At 47.8% G+C, this 23,109-nt stretch carries 18 protein-coding genes; all 18 read left to right on the top strand.

The window, feature by feature from the left end:
- The first annotated feature begins 90 nt into the window (after positions 1-90).
- The 18 genes from bshC to ftsZ all read left to right on the top strand — a co-directional run bounded on the left by bshC (position 91) and on the right by ftsZ (position 23,069).
- Entirely contained in the window at positions 91-1,722 is a 1,632-nt protein-coding gene (gene bshC / locus ACWA2B_RS18020; RefSeq protein WP_449292479.1) for a bacillithiol biosynthesis cysteine-adding enzyme BshC, read from the top strand.
- Positions 1,723-1,787: 65 nt separating this feature from the next.
- Entirely contained in the window at positions 1,788-3,053 is a 1,266-nt protein-coding gene (locus ACWA2B_RS18015) for an adenosylhomocysteinase (RefSeq protein WP_013311100.1), read from the top strand.
- A 331-nt stretch (positions 3,054-3,384) separates the two neighbouring features.
- Complete coding sequence (mraZ, locus tag ACWA2B_RS18010) at positions 3,385-3,822, top strand: division/cell wall cluster transcriptional repressor MraZ (protein ID WP_013311099.1); 438 nt, start codon at positions 3,385-3,387, stop codon at positions 3,820-3,822.
- A 17-nt stretch (positions 3,823-3,839) separates the two neighbouring features.
- Complete coding sequence (gene rsmH, locus ACWA2B_RS18005) at positions 3,840-4,790, top strand: 16S rRNA (cytosine(1402)-N(4))-methyltransferase RsmH (protein WP_023989455.1); 951 nt, start codon at positions 3,840-3,842, stop codon at positions 4,788-4,790.
- Between the two features lie 24 nt (positions 4,791-4,814).
- Positions 4,815-5,195, top strand: a complete 381-nt coding sequence (locus ACWA2B_RS18000; RefSeq protein WP_029517759.1) for a type VI secretion system membrane subunit TssM — start codon at positions 4,815-4,817, stop codon at positions 5,193-5,195.
- A gap of 60 nt (positions 5,196-5,255) precedes the next feature.
- The gene (locus ACWA2B_RS17995) at positions 5,256-7,610 is read left to right on the top strand and encodes a penicillin-binding transpeptidase domain-containing protein (protein WP_069010278.1); all 2,355 of its coding nucleotides are present in this window, start codon (positions 5,256-5,258) and stop codon (positions 7,608-7,610) included.
- 81 nt (positions 7,611-7,691) lie between these two features.
- On the top strand, positions 7,692-9,608 hold the full coding sequence (locus ACWA2B_RS17990; RefSeq protein WP_025721601.1) for a stage V sporulation protein D: 1,917 nt from the start codon (positions 7,692-7,694) through the stop codon (positions 9,606-9,608).
- 55 nt (positions 9,609-9,663) lie between these two features.
- On the top strand, positions 9,664-11,151 hold the full coding sequence (locus ACWA2B_RS17985; RefSeq protein ID WP_069010279.1) for a UDP-N-acetylmuramoyl-L-alanyl-D-glutamate--2,6-diaminopimelate ligase: 1,488 nt from the start codon (positions 9,664-9,666) through the stop codon (positions 11,149-11,151).
- Complete coding sequence (locus ACWA2B_RS17980) at positions 11,151-12,554, top strand: UDP-N-acetylmuramoyl-tripeptide--D-alanyl-D-alanine ligase (protein WP_342435182.1); 1,404 nt, start codon at positions 11,151-11,153, stop codon at positions 12,552-12,554. The genes ACWA2B_RS17985 and ACWA2B_RS17980 overlap by 1 nt, the downstream gene beginning before the upstream one ends.
- A gap of 22 nt (positions 12,555-12,576) precedes the next feature.
- Positions 12,577-13,545, top strand: coding sequence for a phospho-N-acetylmuramoyl-pentapeptide-transferase (gene mraY, locus ACWA2B_RS17975; RefSeq protein ID WP_013311092.1), 969 nt, complete (start codon positions 12,577-12,579; stop codon positions 13,543-13,545).
- A gap of 4 nt (positions 13,546-13,549) precedes the next feature.
- Positions 13,550-14,971: a UDP-N-acetylmuramoyl-L-alanine--D-glutamate ligase gene (murD, locus tag ACWA2B_RS17970; RefSeq protein ID WP_340885918.1), complete on the top strand. Its 1,422-nt coding sequence runs from the start codon at positions 13,550-13,552 to the stop codon at positions 14,969-14,971.
- Positions 14,972-15,020: 49 nt separating this feature from the next.
- Complete coding sequence (spoVE, locus tag ACWA2B_RS17965; RefSeq protein WP_029517754.1) at positions 15,021-16,118, top strand: stage V sporulation protein E; 1,098 nt, start codon at positions 15,021-15,023, stop codon at positions 16,116-16,118.
- Between the two features lie 6 nt (positions 16,119-16,124).
- A complete protein-coding gene (murG, locus tag ACWA2B_RS17960) occupies positions 16,125-17,234 on the top strand; it encodes an undecaprenyldiphospho-muramoylpentapeptide beta-N-acetylglucosaminyltransferase (protein ID WP_340885915.1) in 1,110 nt (369 codons plus the stop codon).
- A gap of 146 nt (positions 17,235-17,380) precedes the next feature.
- Positions 17,381-18,286 (top strand): UDP-N-acetylmuramate dehydrogenase, encoded by a 906-nt coding sequence (murB, locus tag ACWA2B_RS17955; protein ID WP_029517752.1) that lies wholly within the window; start codon positions 17,381-17,383, stop codon positions 18,284-18,286.
- Entirely contained in the window at positions 18,276-19,586 is a 1,311-nt protein-coding gene (gene murA, locus ACWA2B_RS17950; protein ID WP_176715673.1) for a UDP-N-acetylglucosamine 1-carboxyvinyltransferase, read from the top strand. The genes murB and murA overlap by 11 nt, the downstream gene beginning before the upstream one ends.
- A 56-nt stretch (positions 19,587-19,642) precedes the next feature.
- The gene (locus ACWA2B_RS17945; RefSeq protein WP_029517750.1) at positions 19,643-20,407 is read left to right on the top strand and encodes a cell division protein FtsQ/DivIB; all 765 of its coding nucleotides are present in this window, start codon (positions 19,643-19,645) and stop codon (positions 20,405-20,407) included.
- A 198-nt stretch (positions 20,408-20,605) separates the two neighbouring features.
- Positions 20,606-21,877, top strand: a complete 1,272-nt coding sequence (gene ftsA, locus ACWA2B_RS17940) for a cell division protein FtsA (RefSeq protein WP_039272246.1) — start codon at positions 20,606-20,608, stop codon at positions 21,875-21,877.
- Between the two features lie 67 nt (positions 21,878-21,944).
- On the top strand, positions 21,945-23,069 hold the full coding sequence (gene ftsZ, locus ACWA2B_RS17935) for a cell division protein FtsZ (protein WP_013311084.1): 1,125 nt from the start codon (positions 21,945-21,947) through the stop codon (positions 23,067-23,069).
- The last annotated feature ends 40 nt before the right edge of the window (positions 23,070-23,109 follow it).

Raw genomic sequence — 23,109 nt, 5'->3', positions numbered from 1 at the left:
GGCGGTTTTTTTTGTAGGAAGCTTTGACGTGGACATGGGCTTTCGGTACAATCAAGCAGTAAGGTTTTGGTGGAGACAGGAGGCAGACCCATGAAAATAATTCCGGAAACGCTTCGTGGAGGGTCGGCTTTGGCAGAAGATTATATACAGGGTACAGGACGCGCAAGCGACTTGTATGAATATAATGTGCTGCACGCCGATGCTTATGCCCAACGGGCGAAGTGGCTGGATAAGACGGGGCATCTGCGATTAAACCGTAAGGATGTCGTAGCATGTCTTCGTATATACAATGAGAAATACAATTCGTATGAGGCGGTTCGTGCTTCATTGGACCGTCTGGATAGTCCAGATGCCTTAGTAGTAGCTGGCGGACAGCAAAGCGGGCTGTTCACAGGTCCGATGCTGGTCATTTACAAAGCCGCTACAATTATTAAGGCAGCGAGAGAAGCTGAGGAACGGCTTGGACGTCCGGTTATCCCCGTCTTCTGGATTGCTGGCGAAGATCATGACTGGGATGAGGTCAATCATACATACGTAATGGCAAATGACCCACAAGCCGTCAAAATCAAGCTGAATAAGCAACTAGAACGCCGTTCTTCGGTTAGTGCGATTAAAGTTGATACTGTTGAGTGGAAGCAAGCGATAGCGGATATAGAGCAAAGCTTGCCAGATTCAGAACATAAGGCTGATATAATGCGCATGATTGAGAACGGATTAACGGACTCATATGGACTGAGTGAAGCCTTTGCCAAGTTGCTGGGCCTTTTGTTCGGCAGCTATGGATTAGTACTTTTAGATTCAGCAGATCCTTCGCTACGCAAGCTGGAAGCATCCGTTTTTAAGCGGCTGGTTCTGCACAATGATGAGTTGGAGCAGGCTTACCGGACGACTGCCACGCGGATCGTAGATTATGGCTATCATTTACAAGCGGATGTGCATGAAGGCGGCGCGAATCTCTTTTATATCCATGAAGATGAACGTTTGCTGCTTTTCAAAAAAGCTGGGCTATTCACAGATCGACACGGTCTGGTGGTGTTTACTGTGGATGAACTGCTTGAAGAGATAGATAGACATCCCGAACGTTTTAGTAATAATGTGCTAACTCGTCCTCTAATGCAGGATTCACTGTTTCCGGTGCTGGCATCTGTGCTGGGTCTAGGAGAGATTGCTTACTGGGCGATTACACGGGATGCTTTCGGGGTGTTGGAGATGCAGATGCCGATACTGCTGCCACGAATGTCTTTTACGTTGGTAGAGTCAGGTGTGGAAAAGCATATGCTTAAGTATGAATTAAGTTTTGGTCAAGTTCGAGACGGACTTGAGGAACGGAAAAAGCAATGGATTGCCACTCAAGATCAGCTTGGAATGCAGGATCAGTTTTCCGGGGCAAAGGAAGCTTTTGTCCGCATGTACGAACCGCTTGTGCAGCAGACAGGTTTGATTGAAAAAGGTTTGCTACGGCTTGGAGAAACCAACCGCGATAAGATTCTGTCACAGATCGCCTATCTGGAGGCAAAAGTTCAGGAAGCGTTGCTTCGACAAAATGAAACAGCACTTCGCCAGTGGGATCGTATTGAATGGTCGCTTTTCCCATTTGGACAGCCGCAGGAGCGGGCGTATACGATCTATCATTTTCTGAATCGTTATGGTCTCAGTCTGATGGATACGATTATGAATGTACCATTGGATTTGACGGGGACGCATCGTGTTATTTATGTATAATTTGTTGTTTTATATAGGATTTATCATGGAATAAAATTTAACCAATTTGAAGGAGGAAACAAAGTATGACTTCCCATTCTCTGCAAAATAGCATAGTTCACGATCTTAAATTGGCTCCTGAAGGTCATTTGAAAATTGATTGGGTAGAAGCACATATGCCGGTATTGAACCGTATACGTCAACAATTCGAGCAAGAGCAGCCTTTTGCTGGTTTGAAGGTAACCATCTGTCTACATCTGGAGGCCAAAACGGCTTATTTGGCTAAAGTGGTACAAGCAGGTGGAGCGCAGGTAACTATTACGGGTAGTAATCCATTGTCCACACAAGATGATGTTTGCGCCGCATTAGTTGAAGATGGCGTTACTGTATTAGCTAAATACAATCCGGACCCAGAAGAATTCAAAAATTTGCAAATCAAGGCACTGGAAACAAAGCCGGATCTCATTATAGATGATGGTGGTGACTTGGTTACTCTGTTGCAATCCGAACGGCCTGATCTGATTTCTACGATCCGTGGGGGAGCAGAGGAGACAACTACTGGCATTATTCGTTTGAAGGCATTGGAAAAAGAAGGGCAACTTCACTTTCCGATGGTGGCTGTTAATGATGCTTACTGCAAATATTTGTTTGACAACCGCTATGGTACAGGACAGTCAGCTTTCGACGGCATTATTCGTACGACTAATCTGGTTGTAGCCGGAAGTACAGTGGTTGTGGTAGGTTATGGCTGGTGTGGCAAAGGGGTTGCAATGCGTGCGAAAGGGTTGGGAGCCAACGTTGTTGTAACCGAGGTTGATCCAATCAAGGCTGTAGAAGCCCATATGGATGGTTTCCATGTGTTACCAATGGTAGAGGCTGCCAAACTGGGTGATTTCTTTATTACAGTAACTGGTAACAAGGCTGTAATTACAGGGGAACACTTTGATGTGATGAAGGATGGGGCTGTGCTGTGTAACGCAGGGCATTTTGATGTGGAGGTTAGTAAGCCTGAGCTTGCTAAACGTTCCGAATCCATTCGTACGGTGCGTCGTAATATTGAGGAATATCGCTTTAAAGATGGACGTAAAATGTATTTGCTGGCAGAAGGACGCCTTGTGAATCTAGCTGCCGCCGATGGTCATCCAGCAGAAATTATGGATACGACATTTGCGCTTCAGGCGCTTGGCTTGAAATACGTGAATGATCGTTATAATGAGCTTGGTAAGGCCGTTATCAATGTACCTTATGAAATTGATGAGCAGGTAGCTCGATTCAAGCTTGATAGTCTGGGAATTCAAATTGACACGTTAACTGAAGACCAAAAGATCTATTTGGACAGCTGGAACGCGTAAGCGGATTTTTCGTCACGATTTTCGCTGCAAAAGTGTTGTGTTTTTAATGCAAGTGTTTGTTTAGGTTGACATAATGGACAGAGAGTAAGCCCTTTATTCCGTGTGGTTTCGAAACCTGATGCATATTGTCGGGTGCCGGCTTCATGGGATAAGGGGCTTTTTTGTATCTTATGACGCAGGGCTACAATAACAGACATAATGCTATGGATCCAGCTTCTATCACTTTTTGGTAATGAAAAAGAGGTCTTTGATTTTTTAAAGCGAATCTATTATGCTTAGGTGGTGGAAAGTGGGCCAAAGTGGGAGAATGGGGTAAGGGGTGACGAAACCAATGTTTATGGGGGAGTTCCAACATAGCATTGATGAGAAGGGTCGGCTTACTGTACCGGCCAAGTTTCGTGAACTTCTCGGTGCCTCGTTCGTGGTTACCCGCGGGCTGGACCAATGCCTCTTCGTGTATCCTATGGATGAGTGGGCTGTCATGGAGAAAAAACTTAAAGCACTGCCTCTGATGAAGGCCGATGCGCGGGCGTTTACCCGTTTTTTTTTCTCGGGGGCGACTGAATGCGAATTGGACAAACAGGGCAGGGTAAATTTACCGGGGAATTTGTGCGAATACGCCAAGCTTACTAAAGAGTGCGTCGTATTGGGAGTGTCCACCCGTGTAGAGATTTGGAGTAAGCACACTTGGGAGCAATATTTCAACCAATCAGAGGAAGCATTTAATGACATTGCTGAGAAATTGGTTGATTTCAACTTTGAATTGTAATTTAGGAGGTCAGCCGTTTGTTTCACCACATTACCGTACTCAAAGAAGAAGCAACACAGGCACTAAACATCAGGCAGGACGGGATTTATGTGGACTGCACGTTGGGAGGGGCAGGACACAGTTCCGTCATTGCATCACAGCTTGGCCCTGAGGGAAGGCTTATTGCCTTTGATCAGGACGACTGGGCATTGAACAATGCGCGAGAGAAGCTGTCAGCCTATGAAGGAAAGATTTCATTAGTGAAATCTAACTTCCGCCACTTGCAGGACAAGCTGACTGAATTGGGATTGCCCGAAAAAGACGGCGTCCCGCAGGTCCAGGGTATTTTGTTCGATCTGGGTGTGTCCTCGCCCCAGTTCGATGAGGGGGAACGGGGATTTAGTTACAATCATGATGCGCCGCTTGATATGCGGATGGATCAGAGTAGCTCGCTTACGGCTTACGAAATTGTCAATGAATGGTCGGAAGCAGAGATTGCGCGTATTTTGTTTCATTACGGAGAAGAGAAGTTTTCACGGCGGATCGCAAAGATCATGATTGAACGTCGATTGAACAAGCCTATTCACACAACAGGGGAACTTGTCGATATTATCAAAGAAGGAATTCCGGCTGCGGCACGCAGAACCGGGGGACATCCGGCTAAACGCAGTTTCCAGGCTTTGCGGATTGCTGTAAATGATGAGTTGGGTGCACTGGAAGATACTTTGCATCAGGCGATAAGATGTCTGGCTCCAGGAGGCAGAATTTCGGTCATTACATTCCATTCTCTGGAGGATCGGATATGCAAGCATATTTTCAAGGAGTATTTGGCGAAAAGCATCTATCCATCTGATTTGCCTATTTTGGAGGACAAAATGATAGGCGATCTGAAGCTGGTGAACCGTAAGCCGATTGTAGCGTCAGAGCAGGAATTGGAGCTTAATCCACGGTCCCGGTCAGCGAAGCTGAGAGTTGCCGAAAAATTGTAAATTTAATGGAGAAGGAGAGGCGACATGGCTTATACACGCGGTAATTTGGCTGTAAAAGAAAGAGCCCGTCAGGAACAGGTTCAGCAACAACGGTATCGTGAGACCACCAAAGTCGTTACACGCCGCAGAGAGCTGCCGATTCGAGAAAAGCTGCTGTATCTATTGACACTTGTAGCGTGCATTGTCATTGCTGGTATGTTGATTGGCAGGTACGCTCACATTTATCAAATCAATTATTCGATTAATACGGCAAGCAAGGACATTTCCAAATTACAGACCAATATCGCCCAACTGAAGATTCAAAAAGAGCGTCTGGAAAATCAGATCGTGCCGACTGCAAAGGAACAGGGATATATCGAACCAACAAGAGAGCCCATTCGTGTGGAAAAGCAGGCTGCCAAATAGTTAAGGGCATAGCATCAAGCTATGCTCTGACGTACATTTTTTTGCAGAGAGGTTTGAGCTATGGTCAAAAGAATAAAGCTTCGTACACTGCTGATAGGGGGATGTATTACCCTCTTTTTTCTTGTTCTGCTACTTAAGGTATTTTGGATTCAAGTTGTGAGCGGGGAGTACTGGCATAACCTGGTAGTTACTCAAGTGGAAAAAGATCAGGTGATTCAGCCCAAGCGTGGAACCATTACGGACCGTAAAGGAAACGTATTGGCTACGGATGCACCAGCTTATACGGTAGTTGTCAATCCTACCATTATTCAGGAGTATGATTTGGAGAATGAGGTTGTAGCTAAGCTACACCAATTACTCAAAACACCTGAGGATGAGCTGAGAAGGCATCTTTCTGCAAAGGATAAAGCGGGGAACTACTTAAAAAACCGCGAGATCCGCAATGGAGGCTGGAAGGTAGATCCTGAGGTCAAGGCACAAGTGGATACGTTCAAAGAGTATTTGAAGGATAAGTATCAAGTAATTGGAGCTGTGGACACTGTTCAAGGATCCAAACGCTATTATCCAGAAAATAAGCTGGCTTCCCATGTTCTTGGCTATCAAAGAAAAGATGGCACAGCAGGTATGGGGTTGGAAGCTTATTATAATAAAGAGCTCTCGGGGACGGCTGGAAAGCTTCTGTATCAGCGGGATCGGAAGGGAGTTCCTCTTCAAGGATCGGGAAGTGTCTATGAGCCGGCACAAAATGGTAAAAATTTAAAGCTGACGATTGACGATACGATTCAGTATTATATAGAGGATGCCATGCAGGAAGCTATTGCAAAATACAATCCGAAAACGATGACTGTGGTAGCGGCTGATCCCAAAACGATGGATGTTCTCGGTATGGCGACCTACCCGAATTTTAATCCCAATACATATGGGAGTACACCTTTGGAAAATTTCCGTAATAATGCTACTCAGTCCATCTACGAGCCGGGCTCCACGTTTAAGATTGTGACCTTGGCTGCCGCGGTTCAAGAAAAGGTATTCAATCCGAATGAATCCTACCAATCTGGTATGATTCGGGTCGGAGGTTGGGATATTCGTGACGTAAGCCGTAACTGGGGAACGTTAACTTATCTTCAGGGAGTCAAGCGTTCAAGTAACGTCGGCTTTGTCCATCTGGGGCTGGATAAGTTGGGTGGCGAAAGGCTGAAGAAATATATTAATAACTTTGGTTTCGGGGTGAAAACGGGTATTGATCTTCCGAGTGAGTCTACCGGAGCTATCACATTCCATACCCAGTACAAATCCGAGGTCGCAACAGCTTCATATGGACACGGACGTGTCCAGGTGACGCCAATCCAGCAGGTAGCTGCCATCTCGGCAATTGCTAACGGGGGGAAGCTGATGCAGCCTCATCTGGTAAAGGAAATTATAAACCCAGATACAGGCGAAGTGCAGACGATTCAGCCAAAGGAAATCCGCCAAGTGATTACTCAGGAATCTGCAGCTCAGACAAGTAGCTATCTGGAGCAGGTTGTGTCTGACCAGGAAATTGGTACGGGACGCCTTGCTTATATCGACGGATATCGTGTAGCTGGTAAAACAGGTACAGCGACGAAGGTCGTTGGAAAAGTATATGACCATTCGAAGGATGTCGTGTCCTTTATAGGTTTTGCACCGGTAAATGATCCGAAAATGGCTGTTTTGGTTGTTATGGACGAACCTAACAAATCGGTAGGCGGCGGTACAGCAGCAGCGCCTGTATTTAAAAAAATCGTATCCCAATCGTTGCAATATATGGGTGTTCCAAAAACGGGAACTAAAACGAATAAATCAGGCAGCGCTGTTGTAAAAACAGTGAACTTGCCAACGGTACCACAATTAACGGGTCAGGTGAAGAAGGATGCGCAAAACGCATTGCTCAAACAGGGGATTGCCTATGAAACGGTAGGCAAAGGCTCCAAAATTGTTCGCCAGTATCCTGAAGCAGGCGTCAAAATGAAACCCGGACAACGCATTTACTTGCTGACTGAGGATAGTGCCAACATGACTATCCCTGATTTTACAGGTGTTTCGTTGCGTGACACACTTCAAGTTCTAACCCTTATGAGGGTTGGTGTGCAGGTAAGCGGCGAAGGTTATGTCGTCTCTCAAAAGGCGCAAATGGTAAATGGAAAGCGAATCGTCAGTGTGATGCTTCAGCCGGCCAAAGAAACGGTGACCGGAGTGAAACCGGAGGATACACAGGACTCGACCAATGGAGTTGCAGCTAACCAGATTGGGAGCGCAACAAAAACGGAGGCCGATAATAAAAACGAATCCGGTACTACTGCCGAAGCTGGAACAGATGCGGGAGCTCCTAAGAGAGGAATATCGGCTGTTGCAGATGAGAAAAGTGCTGCTGAGATTAAAGGCGAGGATAACTGATAGCTTGTTCTAATGTTCGTTCTTTTGAATATTCATGAGGTAAGACATGTCATGAGTATTTGAGGAACGGAGGGAGCGCGTTTGAAAAAATCTAACGTGACCATGCGGCGAAGGCTGGTATGGGGGCTAATGGGATTATTTGTACTGTTTGCGGCCTTGTCGATCCGGCTCGCCTATGTTCAATTGGGTAAAGGAGGCGAGCTCTCGGCCAAGGCTGAGGATTCGTGGCGCCGCAATATTCCATTTGCCGCCAAGCGTGGCGAAATTTTGGATCGGCAGGGTACGGCGCTGACCTACAATGTCAGTTCGCCCACAGTCATGGCGATACCAGTACAGATTAAGAAGCCGGAAGAAACGGCACGCAGGCTGGCGCCCTTGCTGGATATGAGTGAGGATAAAGTGCTCAAGCTGATTACCAAACGAACAGCAAGCCAAAAACTTCAGCCCGGCGGACGAAAAATTACGATGGAGAAAGCGCAGCAAATTCGTGATTTGAAGCTGCCGGGTATCGTTGTTGCTGAAGACAACAAACGTTATTATCCTTATGGTGATCTAGCCGCTCATATTCTTGGGTTTACAGGAATTGATAATCAAGGGCTGACAGGCGTAGAGAAGCAGCAAAACAGTAAGCTTCGGGGAATTGACGGAAGTATTGCATATTTATCAGATGCAGGTGGTCGTCTGATGCCAGGTTCTTCCGAAAAATACATTGAACCGAAGGATGGACTGAATTTACAATTAACCATTGATAAGTCTGTGCAGTCCATTATGGAGCGGGAGCTTGACCAAGCCATGGTCAAATTTCAGGCGAAGTCCGCGTTGTCTATAGCTATGAACCCCAAGACGGGTGAAATATTAGGCATGGCTGGACGACCAAGCTATGAGCCAGCGCTATACAAGCAATATGCGCCTGAAATCTACAATCGAAATCTGCCTATCTGGATGACATATGAACCTGGGTCTACTTTTAAAATTATTACATTGGCGGCTGCCTTGGAAGAAAAGAAGGTCAATCTCAAAAATGACCGTTTTTTTGATCCGGGATATATTGAAGTCGGTGGAGCACGTCTGCGTTGCTGGAAGAAAGGCGGACATGGGAGCCAAACTTTCCTTCAAGTGGTGGAGAATTCTTGCAACCCTGGTTTTGTAACATTGGGGCAGCGGTTAGGCAAAGAAACACTGTTCAAGTACATTCGCAATTTTGGCTTCGGCAGCAAAACGGGGATCGACATGATTGGTGAGGGCAACGGCATTTTGTTCAAGCTACCTCAGGTAGGTCCTGTAGAACTGGCGACGACCGCTTTTGGTCAAGGGGTGTCTGTCACCCCGATCCAGCAGGTTACGGCTGTATCAGCGGCAATCAATGGCGGTAATCTTTACAAGCCTCACATTACAAAAGGTTGGGTTCAGCCGGGAACCGGAAAAGTGCTGGAAAAAGTAGAACCAGAACTGGTACGTAGGGTCATTTCAGAGGACACCTCCCGACAGGTAAGGGAAGCGCTGGAAAGTGTCGTTGCTAAAGGTACAGGTCGTCCTGCTTTTATTGAAGGCTACCGGGTGGGAGGTAAAACGGGGACAGCACAAAAGGTGATTAACGGGCGTTATTCTTCCTCGGAGCATATTGTATCCTTTATTGGTTTTGCACCGGCAGATGATCCGCAAATCGTCGTCTATACCGCTGTCGATAACCCGAAGGGCATTCAATTCGGCGGGGTTGTTGCTGCGCCAATCGTGCAAAATATTTTAAAGGACGCGCTGATTGCCTTAAAAATACCACCTCGCACCAATCAAATTGCCAAAGAGTACAAGTATGGAGAAAATCCGATCGAAACGGTACCTGATCTGGTAGGTGCTACTGCAGCTGATTTGTACGAAGATATGAATATGAACTTTATGCTCGTAAAATCCGGGTCAGGCAAGACGGTCGTGAGTCAGGCGCCGAAGCCGGGCTCCAGATTGGAGCGGGGATCAACGATCCGTATTTACATGGGGGATTGATAGGTTCATTTTATACCATACTATGAATAACGAGAGAGCAATGGAGGAATGAAAGATGCAGCTTCAACAATTGGCTTCACTGCTGGCCGTCTCCCGTGTCGTGGGTGACGGTACAGTGGATTGCCGAGGAATCGGGGCGGATTCACGTCGAGTGCAACCGGGAGATTTATTTCTGTGTCTGCCAGGTTTTACAGTGGACGGACATGAATATGCCGAGCAGGCAATTGCGTCCGGAGCGGCAGCTTTGGTCGTTGAACGGGAACTGGATGTACCTGTTCCGCAGCTTGTAGTTAAGGATGCACGACATGCCATGGCGGTTTTGGCGGATTATATGTTTGATTCACCGAGCCGACGCATGCGCATGATCGGCATAACCGGAACCAACGGTAAAACAACGATAACTTATCTGATTGAAAAGATCATGAAGGACGCCGGGGTGAACACCGGACTGATTGGTACGATTCAAATGCGTTACGGTGGTCAGTCTTATCCAATGTCTGGCACTACGCCCGAAGCGGTGGAACTTCAACGTTATCTGGGAAATATGGCAGAGCAGGGGGTTCAATGCTGTGTCATGGAAGTATCCTCACATGCGTTGGAGCAGGGTCGCGTCAAGGGAACTGATTTTCGCACAGCTATATTTACAAACCTGACGCAGGACCACCTGGACTACCACAACACAATGGAGGAGTACCGTGCTGCAAAAGGACTTTTGTTCTCTAGGTTGGGAAATGCTTTCTCGCGTGATGCATCAGATAGCAAATATGCTGTTCTGAATGCAGACGATCCGGCTTCTTCCTATTTGCAGGCTCAAACTGCGGCCCAAGTGATTACATACGGCGTGGAAAAGGAATCTGATGTGCAGGCATCTCGTATCACTATTGGTGCCAAGGGAACCTTCTTCCATGTGTCCACTTTTAAAGGAGATACCGATATTGAGCTTCGAATGGTGGGCAAGTTCAATGTGTACAACGCACTGGCGGCCATTACCGCAGCTCTGCTGGAGGGAATTTCGCTGGCGGATATCAAGAGGAGTCTAGAGTCTATCGCGGGCGTAGATGGGCGGGTAGAGCCTGTAGATGCGGGTCAGCCCTTTGCTGTTATTGTAGACTATGCCCATACACCGGACGGATTGGAAAATGTCCTTCGCACCGTAAAGGAATTTGCGGTCGGTAAAGTATGGTGTGTATTTGGATGCGGCGGTGACCGGGATCGTACGAAACGTCCGTTGATGGGGAAAATTGCTGCGCGTTACAGTGATCATTCGTTTATTACTTCCGACAATCCGCGAACAGAGGACCCGAAAGTGATTTTGAAAGACATCGAACAAGGGCTGATTGATGAAGGTATACCCGCAGAACGATACGAATTGATCGTGGATCGCAGAACTGCAATTCATAAAGCTGTTGAAATGGCAAGCCCTGACGATGTAGTATTGATTGCGGGAAAAGGTCATGAGACTTACCAGTTGATCGGAAAAACGGTGCATGAATTCGATGACCGCATCGTAGCCAAAGAAGCGATAAGGGGTTTATCCAAGTGATGAAAAGAACAATCGGTCAGATTGCATCTATGTGTGAAGGAACACTTCACGGAGAAGCGGACGCCGAACAGATAGTCGAAGGCGTTTTTACAGATTCTCGCAGGCCGCAGAGCCAAGGGTTGTTTGTTCCACTCGTGGGCGAACGATTTGATGGGCATAATTATGTGCAGCAGATCGTAAGTGAGGCAGGTGCAGCTGCATTTTTATGGCAAAAGGATCATGGCGTACCTCCGGCTGAGAACGCTATTGAGGTAGAGGATACGTTAGAAGCCCTTCAGCATCTAGCAGCTGTATACTTACGCGAAACTGGCGTTTCTGTCGTTGGGATCACGGGAAGCAACGGCAAGACGACAACGAAAGACATCGTAAACGCTCTGCTGGGCACAACTTTTAAAGTACACAAAACCGAAGGAAATTATAACAATCATATCGGTTTGCCTTTAACGGTACTGTCCATGCCGCAGGATACAGATATTCTCATTCTGGAGATGGGCATGAGTGGACGTGGAGAGATTCGTCTGCTGGCTAATATTGCCCAACCAGATGTAGCTATCATAACGAACATAGGCGAATCGCACTTACTGCAGCTTGGTTCTCGTGCGGAAATCGCTCGTGCAAAGTTGGAAATCACAAGTGGCCTTAAGCCCGGTGGTTTGCTGATCTACAACGGGGATGAACCACTGCTTTCACAAGTGTTGGCGGAGTCTGAAACGGTCAAGCCTGAAGGTTTAAAATTATTTACGTTCGGGCTAGCTGCAGGCAACGATGACTATCCAACTGAAATCACTTCGGATGGAGAAGGTAGCTTATTCATAACAGCCCAATCTGGCAAAGAGGCTTTCCGACTTCCCTTGCTTGGACAGCACAATGTTGTAAATGGTTTGGCAGCACTGGCGGTAGCGCGTCATTTCAATGTCGATGCAGACCATATACGTAAAGGGTTGTCGTCTTTAAAACTGACGGGCATGCGTATTGAGGTCGTGAACTGTCCTAATGGACTTACTGTGCTAAACGACGCTTATAATGCCAGTCCGGCTTCAATGAAGGCTGCAATTCAGACGTTGTCTGCGTATAAAACGGATGGACGTAAAGTCGCCGTACTTGGTGACATGCTGGAGCTGGGACCTGAGGAAAAGCAATTCCATGAGGAAATTGGAATTTTTGCGGCAAAGCACGACGTAGAGGTACTGTTTACCTACGGTGCGTTAGGCACTTCGATTGCACAGGGCGCGCAAGGGTTGATGCCAGCTGTTAACGTGCACGCTTATACAGATAAGCAAGAGTTGATCCAGCATTTGCGGGTTCATCTCCACGCCAATGATATTGTGCTGGTTAAGGCATCCAGAGGGATGCGACTAGAAGAAATTGTGGATGCGCTGAAAAACGGTCCGCTACAGAACTGATGTTGACGAGAGGGAGACTCCCATGGATATTCAATTATTACTGCTGACGATCGTCGTATCGTTTATACTGGCGGTCATTGCCGCTCCACTGCTCATTCCGCTGCTGCGGCGAATGAAATTTGGCCAGCAGGTCCGGGATGACGGGCCACAAAGCCATCTTAAAAAGATAGGTACGCCTACAATGGGCGGTATCGTGATTCTGGTGGCTTTTACGCTGACCTTTCTTAAGTTTTCAGCTATCAAAAATACGGACTTTTACGTTCTGCTGGTTGCTACACTCGGCTTTGGGCTGATCGGATTTTTGGACGACTATATCAAAATTGTATTCAAACGCTCGTTAGGCCTGACGGCGCGTCAAAAGCTGTTTGGACAATTATTGTTTGGCGCGATCATGTGCTGGCTTCTGCTTAGCAATGATCATAGTACTGCGATCGGCATCCCTGGAACGTCATGGTCATTTGATTGGGGCGGCTGGTTCTATTATCCGTTCATTATTATCATGATGCTGGCAATTAGCAACGCTGTCAATTTCACGGATGGGCTGGACGGGCTGCTGTCCGGTACAAGTGCCATTGCCTTTGCTGCTTATGCCATTGTCGCGATTCAGGCAACCTCGCTTCCGGCAGCAGTATGCTCAGCAGCTATGATTGGCGCTGTACTAGGATTTCTCGTATATAATGCTCATCCTGCCAAGGTGTTTATGGGTGACACAGGCTCGCTGGGAATCGGCGGCGCCATAGGTGCCATTGCCATCGTTACGAAAAGCGAAATTTTGTTTCTCATTATCGGCGGTGTATTCGTAATTGAAATGCTGTCCGTGGTCTTGCAGGTAGCTTCCTTTAAAACACGTGGCAAGCGTATTTTCAAAATGAGCCCGATTCATCATCATTTCGAGCTGTCCGGCTGGTCCGAATGGCGCGTAGTTATTACATTCTGGGCTGTAGGACTGCTGTTGGCAGGACTCGGACTTTATCTCAACAAGGGGTTGTAGACCAATGAACCATCCAGACGCATACAGAGATCAGGAAGTCGTCATTATCGGTCTGGCCAAAAGCGGCGTGCAAGTTGCCAAGGTGCTGCACCAGGCCGGAGCGAAGCTGACAGTCAATGATAAAAAAGATAGGGAACAATGTCCCGAAGCTTCTGAATTAGAGGCTTTGGGAATTTCCGTTTTATGCGGGGGTCACCCAGAGGGGTTGATTCATCCTGGAGTGAAGCTGGTTGTCAAAAATCCAGGCATTCCTTATACGGCCCCTCCCGTACAGAAAGCTGTCGAGCTCGGCATTGAGGTTGTGACCGAGGTTGAGGTCGCCTACCATCTATGTAAAGCTCCGATCATCGGAATTACTGGCTCCAACGGAAAGACGACCACGACCACTTGGGTAGGCAAGCTGTTGGAGGCATCCGGCATGAATCCAATCGTGGCTGGTAATATCGGTACGCCCTTATGTGAGGCGGCTGTGGACGCCAAGTCGGATGAGTGGATGGTTGTGGAGCTGAGCAGCTTTCAGTTAAAAGGAACAAAGGATTTCAAGCCCGCTGTGGCCTGCCTGCTCAATGTAGCAGAGACCCATTTGGACTACCACGGAGGCATGGAGGACTACGTTGCATCCAAGGCGCGTCTATTTGCCAATCAAACGGCGGCGGATACTGCGGTGGTGAACTGGGACGACCCCGTCTGCCGGGAGCTGGTACCCTATATAAAAGCGAAGCTGCTTCCGTTCTCTACGACAGAACGTTTGCAGGAAGGGTTGTTTGCTGATCCGCCATACATACCGGATGTGACGGACGATATTGAACGTAGCATCGTATACCGCGATGGAAATGGTGTGCTGCATCCCATTATAGGCATAGCTGAGATTGGACTTCCGGGTCGTTTTAACGTAGAAAATGCTCTTGCTGCCTGCGCAATCGCCATTGCTGCAGGCGCAGAACCAGCAAATTTGGCGGAACCATTAAGTACTTTTCGCGGCGTAGAACATCGGCTTGAATATGTTTTAGAACACGCTGGTGTAGCTTATTACAATAATTCCAAAGCAACCAATTCGAAAGCAACGATGATGGCCTTATCTTCCTTTAAGCAGCCTATTGTACTCATTGCCGGAGGATTGGATCGTGGCTCTGATTATACAGAGCTCGTACCTTCTTTACAGGAAGGTGTGAAAGCCGTTGTGCTCCTGGGTGAGACACGGCATAAGCTGGCTGAGCGGGCCAAGCAGGCCGGAATAGAGCATGTCAAGGTCGTCGATAATGGGGAGGATGCCGCCGCTACGCTCGTGGAGGCTGTGAACAAGGCTTCTGAATTTGCTGAGACGGGAGATGTGGTATTACTCTCACCCGCCTGTGCAAGCTGGGATATGTTCCGATCCTATGAAGAGCGTGGACGTATTTTTAAAGAGGCGGCGCATAAATTGTAAGTAGGGGGGTTGGATAAGCCCCTACTTTTATGCAAGGGGTGGCCTCCTGATGAAGCAGTCTCGTCCAGCGCCGGATCTATGGCTTTTCGTTTGTATTGTAAGCTTATTAGCCATCGGCATGGTTATGGTATATAGTGCGGGCGCCGTCCTCGCTTTTCACGAGTACGGGGACTCCTACTATTTTGTTAAGCGACAATTGCTGTTTGCGGGGCTCGGCCTAGTAGCGATGTACTTTACTGCCAGAACGGACTACCGGGTCTGGCAGAAATATGCCAAGGTCGTATTGTTGATCTGTCTAGCGCTGCTGGTTGCCGTATTAATTCCCGGCATTGGTGTAGTAAGAGGCGGGGCACGAAGCTGGCTCGGTATTAGCTCTTTCGGCATTCAGCCTTCCGAGTTTATGAAGCTAGGTATGATTCTTTTTCTCGCTCGTTGGCTCAGTCGTCCTGATTATGATATTAGCTCTTTTACGCGCGGCCTGTTGCCGCCGCTTGGACTCATGGGACTGGCTTTTGGGCTTATTATGCTCCAGCCCGATTTGGGCACAGGTACGGTAATGATGGGAGCGTCCATGCTCATCGTATTTACGGCAGGCGCGCGTATGAAGCATCTCGGTCTGCTAGCTCTGTCGGGAGCAGCGGGGTTTGCTGCACTGATTGCAGCTGCGCCTTATCGACTCCAGCGCATCACAGCTTTTCTGGACCCTTGGTCCGATCCGCTTGGCGCAGGCTATCAAATTATTCAATCGCTATATGCGATTGGTCCTGGCGGGCTGGCGGGCTTGGGACTCGGCATGAGTCGACAAAAATATAGCTACGTTCCTGAGCCGCAAACTGATTTTATTTTTTCCATTTTGGCGGAGGAGCTTGGCTTTATCGGTGGAATGACGGTGCTGGGGCTCTTTTTGGTTCTCGTGTGGAGAGGAATGCGTGTCGCTATAACCATTCCGGATACCTATGGTAGTTTGCTTGCGGTGGGTATTGTCGCAATGGTTGCCGTACAGGTCGTCATTAATATTGGTGTCGTTATCGGTTTAATGCCGGTGACAGGAATAACACTGCCCTTAATCAGCTATGGAGGTTCTTCTCTGACCTTAATGCTAACTGCTCTGGGCATTTTACTAAATTTATCACGTTATGCGAGGTGAACGTTTATGCGCGTCGTGTTGAGCGGCGGCGGCACCGGAGGGCATATTTATCCGGCGTTGGCCGTAGCCAGACAGTGCGAAGAAATTGATCCAGACGCTGAATTTTTATACATTGGCGGTCAACGAGGACTCGAAAGTAAGTTGGTTCCTCAGGAAAAAATTCCATTTGAGGCTATTGATATCACAGGATTTCGTCGCAGCTTGTCTGTGGAAAATATAAAAACGATCATGCGTTTTTTCAATGGGGTTCGCAGATCCAAAGCATTATTAAAGAAATTTAAGCCAGATGTCGTTATTGGAACTGGGGGATATGTATGTGGCCCCGTCGTTTATGCAGCTTCCAAGTTGGGAATTCCCAGCATTATTCATGAGCAAAATGCAATTCCAGGGCTGACTAATACATTTCTGAGTCGCTATGTGGATACAGTGGCTGTTAGCTTTGAAGGCTCAGAAGGAGCTTTTCCCAAAGCTAAAAATGTACTGTACACCGGAAACCCGCGTGCTACAACAGTTCGTTTGGCTAACCGGGATCGGGGATTTGCTACGATTGGGGTTCCGATGGACAGCTCAGTTGTCCTTGTGGTCGGTGGCAGCAGGGGAGCGAAGGCCATTAATGACGCCATGATTGCAATGGCTCCGCAACTTTCGCAACTGAAAGACGTCCATTTTGTATATGTAACCGGAGAATCTTATTACGAGCAAACGCTGGATAGCATACGGAATCAGATCGGCTCATTGCCCAATCATCTACATGTGCTTCCCTATATTCACAATATGCCAGAGGTGCTGGCCTGTACTTCTTTAATTGTTAATCGCGCAGGTGCGTCCTTCTTGGCAGAGATTACATCGCTCGGCATTCCGTCCATTCTGATCCCATCACCTAATGTGACGAATAACCATCAGGAGGCTAATGCTCGTACCCTTGAAAAGGCAGGCGCATCCGTCATGATTGTAGAAAAGGAACTGAGTGGCCCGGCCCTGTTTCAATCTATAGCGGGAATTATGAAGGATAAGGCATGGCGGAGTCGCATGGCGGAGTCGGCGTCTGCGCTTGGCAAGCCTGACTCAGCGGATATTTTAGTAAAAGAAATGGAACGTCTTGCCCGTAAAAGGTAGTTTGCAGCGTAGAATTGGGCGGTTGTCACACACCGGATGGTATTTACATAGGATACCCTATAGATTGTGACCATCACTCAGGCTGCCGGTTGTCAGGTGAGAGCCTTATAACCATGCGGGGCAAGCAACAAGGAGGTTTCAGTACAATGCAGCAATGGATGCCATTATTAGCGGAGCATGATATCGGAAAAGTGCTGGAGCATGAGCCGCTGTCCAAATATACGACATGGAAGATTGGAGGCCCTGCGGATGCACTTGTCATCCCGGATACCAAAGAGCAGCTGGCAAGAGTTTTGAAGCTGGCTAGCGAGCACGGAATTCCCTGGATGCAGTTGGGGCGGGGCTCCAACATGCTCGTCTCTGACAAAGGGATACGGGGACTTGTGATCAAGCTGGGACCAGGATTTGATTATGTTCATTTTGAAGATGAACAGATCGTTGCTGGAGGAGGCGTTTCACTGGTCAAACTGTGCGTTATGGCCAGCAAACAGGGCCTATCCGGTCTTGAATTTGCTGGTGGTATCCCAGGATCGGTCGGTGGGGCTGTCTACATGAACGCCGGTGCCCATGGGTCTGATGTGTCACAAATATTCCAGTCCGCTGAGATTGTGCTGGATACAGGGGAATTGGCTGTGTACGATGCCGAGAATATGCATTTCAGCTATCGTCACTCCGTGTTGCATGAGCAACGTGGAATGGTGACAGAGGCAGTGTTTCGGATGAAGCGGGGCGACCGCGAGGAAATTTCAGCAGCGCTTGCGGCTTTTAAAGACCGCCGTCGGCTGACTCAGCCGCTACAGTTAGCTTGTGCAGGAAGCGTGTTCCGCAATCCTCCAGGAGACTATGCTGCCCGTCTTATTGAGAGCGCAGGTCTCAAGGGCTTGAAGGCGGGAGGCGCAGAGGTATCTGTACAGCATGCCAATTTCATTGTAAATACCGGTCAAGCGACAGCAGAGGACGTGCTTACCCTAATGAAGCATATTCAAAGTACAATATCATCTCAAACCGGCATCAAGCTAGTTCCGGAGGTTTTCGTAGTGGGTGAGCGGTAAACTCGGAGGTGATACATTGGACAAATTGGTGATTGAGGGAGGCCGTCCCCTGTCAGGCACCATACGTATCCATGGGGCAAAAAATGCGGCACTACCTATTCTTGCAGCGAGCTTACTTGCACAAGGTAAGGTAGAAATTCGGAATGTGCCCCATCTTTTAGACATTAAGGTCATGCTGCACATCCTTGAAAGACTCGGCTGTACATGCCGACATGAAGAGGAAACGGTATACGTGGATACGTCGTCCGTCCGAACGTTCCAAATTCCGGAAGATTTGATGAAGCAAATGCGCTCATCTATCTTTCTGATGGGACCGCTGCTCGCCAGATATGGAGAAGTTTCTATTTACCAGCCCGGAGGCTGTGCCATAGGCGAGCGCAAAATTGATCTTCACCTAGAGGGCTTAAAAGCTCTTGGCGCAGAGATAGAGGAAAAAGACGAGCAAATCACGTTTCGAGCCCACAAGCTGATCGGCTCGGACATCCACATGGATTTCCCGAGTGTAGGTGCAACGGAAAATATTATGATGGCCGCTGCGTTGGCTGAAGGACGAACAACGATCACCAATGCAGCGAGGGAACCGGAGATTCAGGATTTACAAAACTTCTTGAATGCCATGGGAGCCCGCATTATCGGTGCTGGAACCGACACGATTACAATTACGGGGGTCAGTTGCCTCAATCCGTGTACGTATGAGGTCATTCCTGACCGCATAGTTGCTGGAACGGTTATGATCGCAGCTGCAGCTACACGAGGAAGTGTGTCGTTGACACACTGCAATCCATCCCACTTGTCTGCTCTGATTCATGTCCTCAGGCGGGCTGGTGTTCAAGTCGGCATCTTGAATGATATAATGACCGTAAGTTGTATGAGTCGTCCCAAAGCAGTGGAGAGGATCGTTACCTCCCCTTACCCGTCTTTTCCGACGGATTTGCAATCTCAGGTCATGGTTCTGCTTTCTTTGGCGGACGGATTCAGTGTCATGAAAGAGACCGTCTTCGAAAGCCGATTCAAACATGTGGATGAACTAAATGTAATGGGTGCTGATATTACGGTTGATGCAAATGCTGCCTTTATAAGAGGAGTTTCACGTCTGTACGGGGCTACGGTAGAGGCTACCGATCTGCGGGCAGGGGCTGCGCTGGTCATAGCGGGTCTAGCGGCTCAAGGACGTACCGTTGTCGAGCAGGTTCATCATATTGACAGAGGATATGACCGGATCGAGCGTCTTTTTCAGGGACTGGGTGCCCGAATGAGCCGTCAGTCTCCGGTGCCGGAGCAACTGGATTTCGTAAATTAATGCCTGTAATGTCCCTCCATTAACGGGGGGACAAAAGGCTTTTGTGGAGAGAAGCTATGCCAAATGCTCAAATACCTGTTCTTAGAAAGAACAGAACGAAAAAAAGAACAAGCCGGAAGATTACTATTCTTCTCATTTTGTTGTTTATCGTATTGCTCGCTGTTCTCTTTTTCCGTTCTTCGTTGAGTCGGGTTTCTGAAATTCGTTTTGATGGTAATGTATTTTCGACCCGAGACCAGCTTCTTAACCGAAGCGGTCTGGCTGTTGGAGATCAGTATTTCGGAGTCAGTTCATCTGACATCTCTGAGAAGTTGCGGGAAATTCAATCGATACAGCAAGTCACAGTGGACAAGCAGTTTCCGGGTATTATTGCTATTCACATTAAAGAGTTTGCTACGGTCGCTTACGAGTTGCAGAGTGACGGGAGCCTTCGTGCTATTCTAGCGAATGGGACAAGCGTGGGCGTGGGGAGTAGCGGAATAGCCGTTGAGAAGCCTATTTTGACCAAATGGAAATCTGATGATCCGTACAAAGCAAAGCTGTGTGATGCTTTATCACGCATTCCGGGGGAATGGACTGCCGATATTTCGGAAATCATTCCTGCGCCGATTCCTTCTTTTCCGGACCGCATCAAAATGTACACACGTTCCCAGTTTGAGGTTATAACAACCGTTTCTCTACTGAATTCTAAAATCAGCTATTTGAATCAGGTGCTAGAAACAGAAGATCCAGGTTTGATCACCATGTTGGAGGCGGATTCCTACGTTCCGTTCAAACCAGATACGAGTGAAGAGAGCCAAGAAAAAGATACTACTCAGTGATGTGAAAAAATGCTAGAATTGATTTTATGGGTAATAGACTTGCCTCCTTCTTTTTCTTCAAATTTTTATGTGACTGCAACCATAAATTGGCTTCTAAAAAATTTGTAGAAAAAAGAGGGAAAGCATGGAGTTTGTTGAATATGTACAGAGTGTGTTTAAAGAACGAAATTCATTTTGGAGTCAGGAGGTGCCACAGACTTGAGCAACAATGACATCATTGTTAGTTTGGACATCGGTACATCCAAAGTTCGGGCTATTATTGGGGAAATGAATAATGGAACCTTTAATATTATTGGAGTTGGATCTGCCGACTCGGAAGGGATTCGCAAAGGTGCAATTGTAGACATTGATCAAACCGTGCAATCAATCCGTAACGCCGTGGATCACGCAGAACGCATGGTTGGTATTCAAATAACAGAAGTGTATGTGGGGATTTCAGGCAATCATATTGGCCTGCAAAATAGTCATGGCGTAGTAGCTGTGTCCAACGAGGACCGTGAAATCGGTGAGGAGGACATTGAGCGTGTACTGAAGGCAGCTGAAGTTATTGCCGTACCACCGGAGAGAGAAATTATTGACGTGGTAGCCAAGCAGTACGTCGTAGATGGCCTTGAAGGCATTCAGGACCCTCGCGGTATGATTGGAGTTCGTCTCGAAGTAGAGGCTACGATTGTTACTGGAGGCAAGACCCCGATACATAATCTGTTGCGCTGCGTTGAGAAAGCTGGCTTGAGGATTAAAGATCTGGTCTTGCTGCCTCTTGGAGCCGGACAATTGTCTCTTTCGAAGGATGAAAAGGTGATGGGTTCAGTTCTGGTGGATATTGGTGCAGGTTCTACGAATGTTGCCATTTTCCAGGAAGGAACGATTGTTGCCACATCAACACTTCCGATTGGTGGAGAGTTTGTAACCAATGATATTGCCTACGGACTGAGAACCCTTACCGATCAAGCCGAAAAAGTAAAGCTTAAATACGGCTGCGCATGGTATGATGATGCGGCAGTCGATGTCGTCTTTAAAGTGACACGTATCGGCAGTAATGTGGATAAGGAGTTTAACCAGCAGGATTTGGCTGCTATTATTGAGCCGAGAGTGCAGGAAATTTTTCAACTCATTCAGGCGGAAGTTAAGCGCTTGGGTTACACAGAGCTTCCGGGAGGTTATATACTTACCGGAGGCACCGTCTCCATGCCTGGTGTACTTCAGGTGGCACAAAGCGAACTGGCTGCTTCCGTAAGGATCGCCGTACCTGATTTTATCGGTGTAAGGGATCCGGGCTACACGAGCGGAGTAGGAATCTTGCATAATGCTATTCGTTACTATCGCGGAAGATCGACTAGCGTTAGCAACAGTGGCGGAAGTGCCAAGAAGCCGACTAACCGAACCAAAAGCAGTAGTCCCGTTGCGGAAGGCGAGCAAAAGCAGGGGTTGATTGAACGCTTAAAAAATATGTTCAGTGAATTTATATAACGTTCATTGCTAATTATGCCAATCATGGACGGGCCATCCATGCACATTGAGGGGGAGATGGAATAGTATGTTGGAATTTGATTTTGAAATGGAGAGCTTGGCTCAAATTAAAGTGATCGGCGTCGGAGGCGGCGGCAGCAATGCGGTTAACCGAATGATCGAAAATGGTGTTCAGGGTGTGGAGTTCATTACAGTCAATACAGATGCCCAGGCACTTCATTTAGCGAAGTCTGAGCATAAGCTTCAAATTGGCGATAAGCTGACCCGCGGTCTGGGTGCCGGCGCTAACCCGGATGTGGGTAAAAAAGCGGCTGAAGAGTCGCGTGAGCTCATTATGAATACGCTCAAAGGTGCGGATATGGTATTCGTAACGGCGGGAATGGGTGGCGGTACAGGAACCGGAGCGGCTCCTGTCATTGCTGAAATTGCCAAGGAATGCGGCGCGCTGACTGTAGGCGTGGTAACCCGACCGTTCACGTTTGAAGGGCGTAAGCGCTCCAATCAAGCTGAACTTGGTATTGAGGGATTAAAAGAAAAAGTAGACACTTTGATTGTAATCCCGAATGACCGCTTGCTTGAAATTGTGGACAAGAAAACCCCGATGTTGGAAGCATTCCGTGAAGCGGACAATGTTCTGCGTCAGGCGGTACAAGGTATTTCAGATTTGATCGCTGTACCGGGTCTAATCAACCTTGACTTTGCTGACGTTAAGACGATCATGACGGAGCGTGGCTCCGCTTTGATGGGGATTGGCGAAGCAACTGGTGAAAATCGTGCGGCTGAAGCAGCACGCAAGGCGATCATGAGCCCGTTGTTGGAGACATCCATTGAAGGTGCTCGTGGTGTGATTATGAACATCACTGGCGGCAACAACCTGTCTCTGTATGAGGTTAATGAGGCAGCTGAAATTGTAACATCGGCTTCCGATCCGGAAGTAAATATGATTTTTGGTGCTATCATTGACGAAGAGTTGAAAGAAGAGATCAAGGTTACCGTCATTGCCACTGGCTTTGAAGGCAAGCCAAGTCAACCAGCACCGGGACGTAAACCGGCAGCTAACCCGGCTACTTCTGAATCGGCGGAAAAAGGCTCTCCTAACTTGCGTCCATTTGGTAACACTCAAAGCAGTGATCAATTAGACATTCCTACATTTTTACGTAACCGTTCGCGCAATAATAATAACGATAACTAGTTTCAATTCAGACTGCCCGCATTCTCCCTGGAGATGCGGG

The organism is Paenibacillus sp. CMM36, from assembly GCF_053570945.1.
Note: the sequence above shows the minus strand (reverse complement) of the source record. Positions and strands in the feature narration are given on the sequence as shown.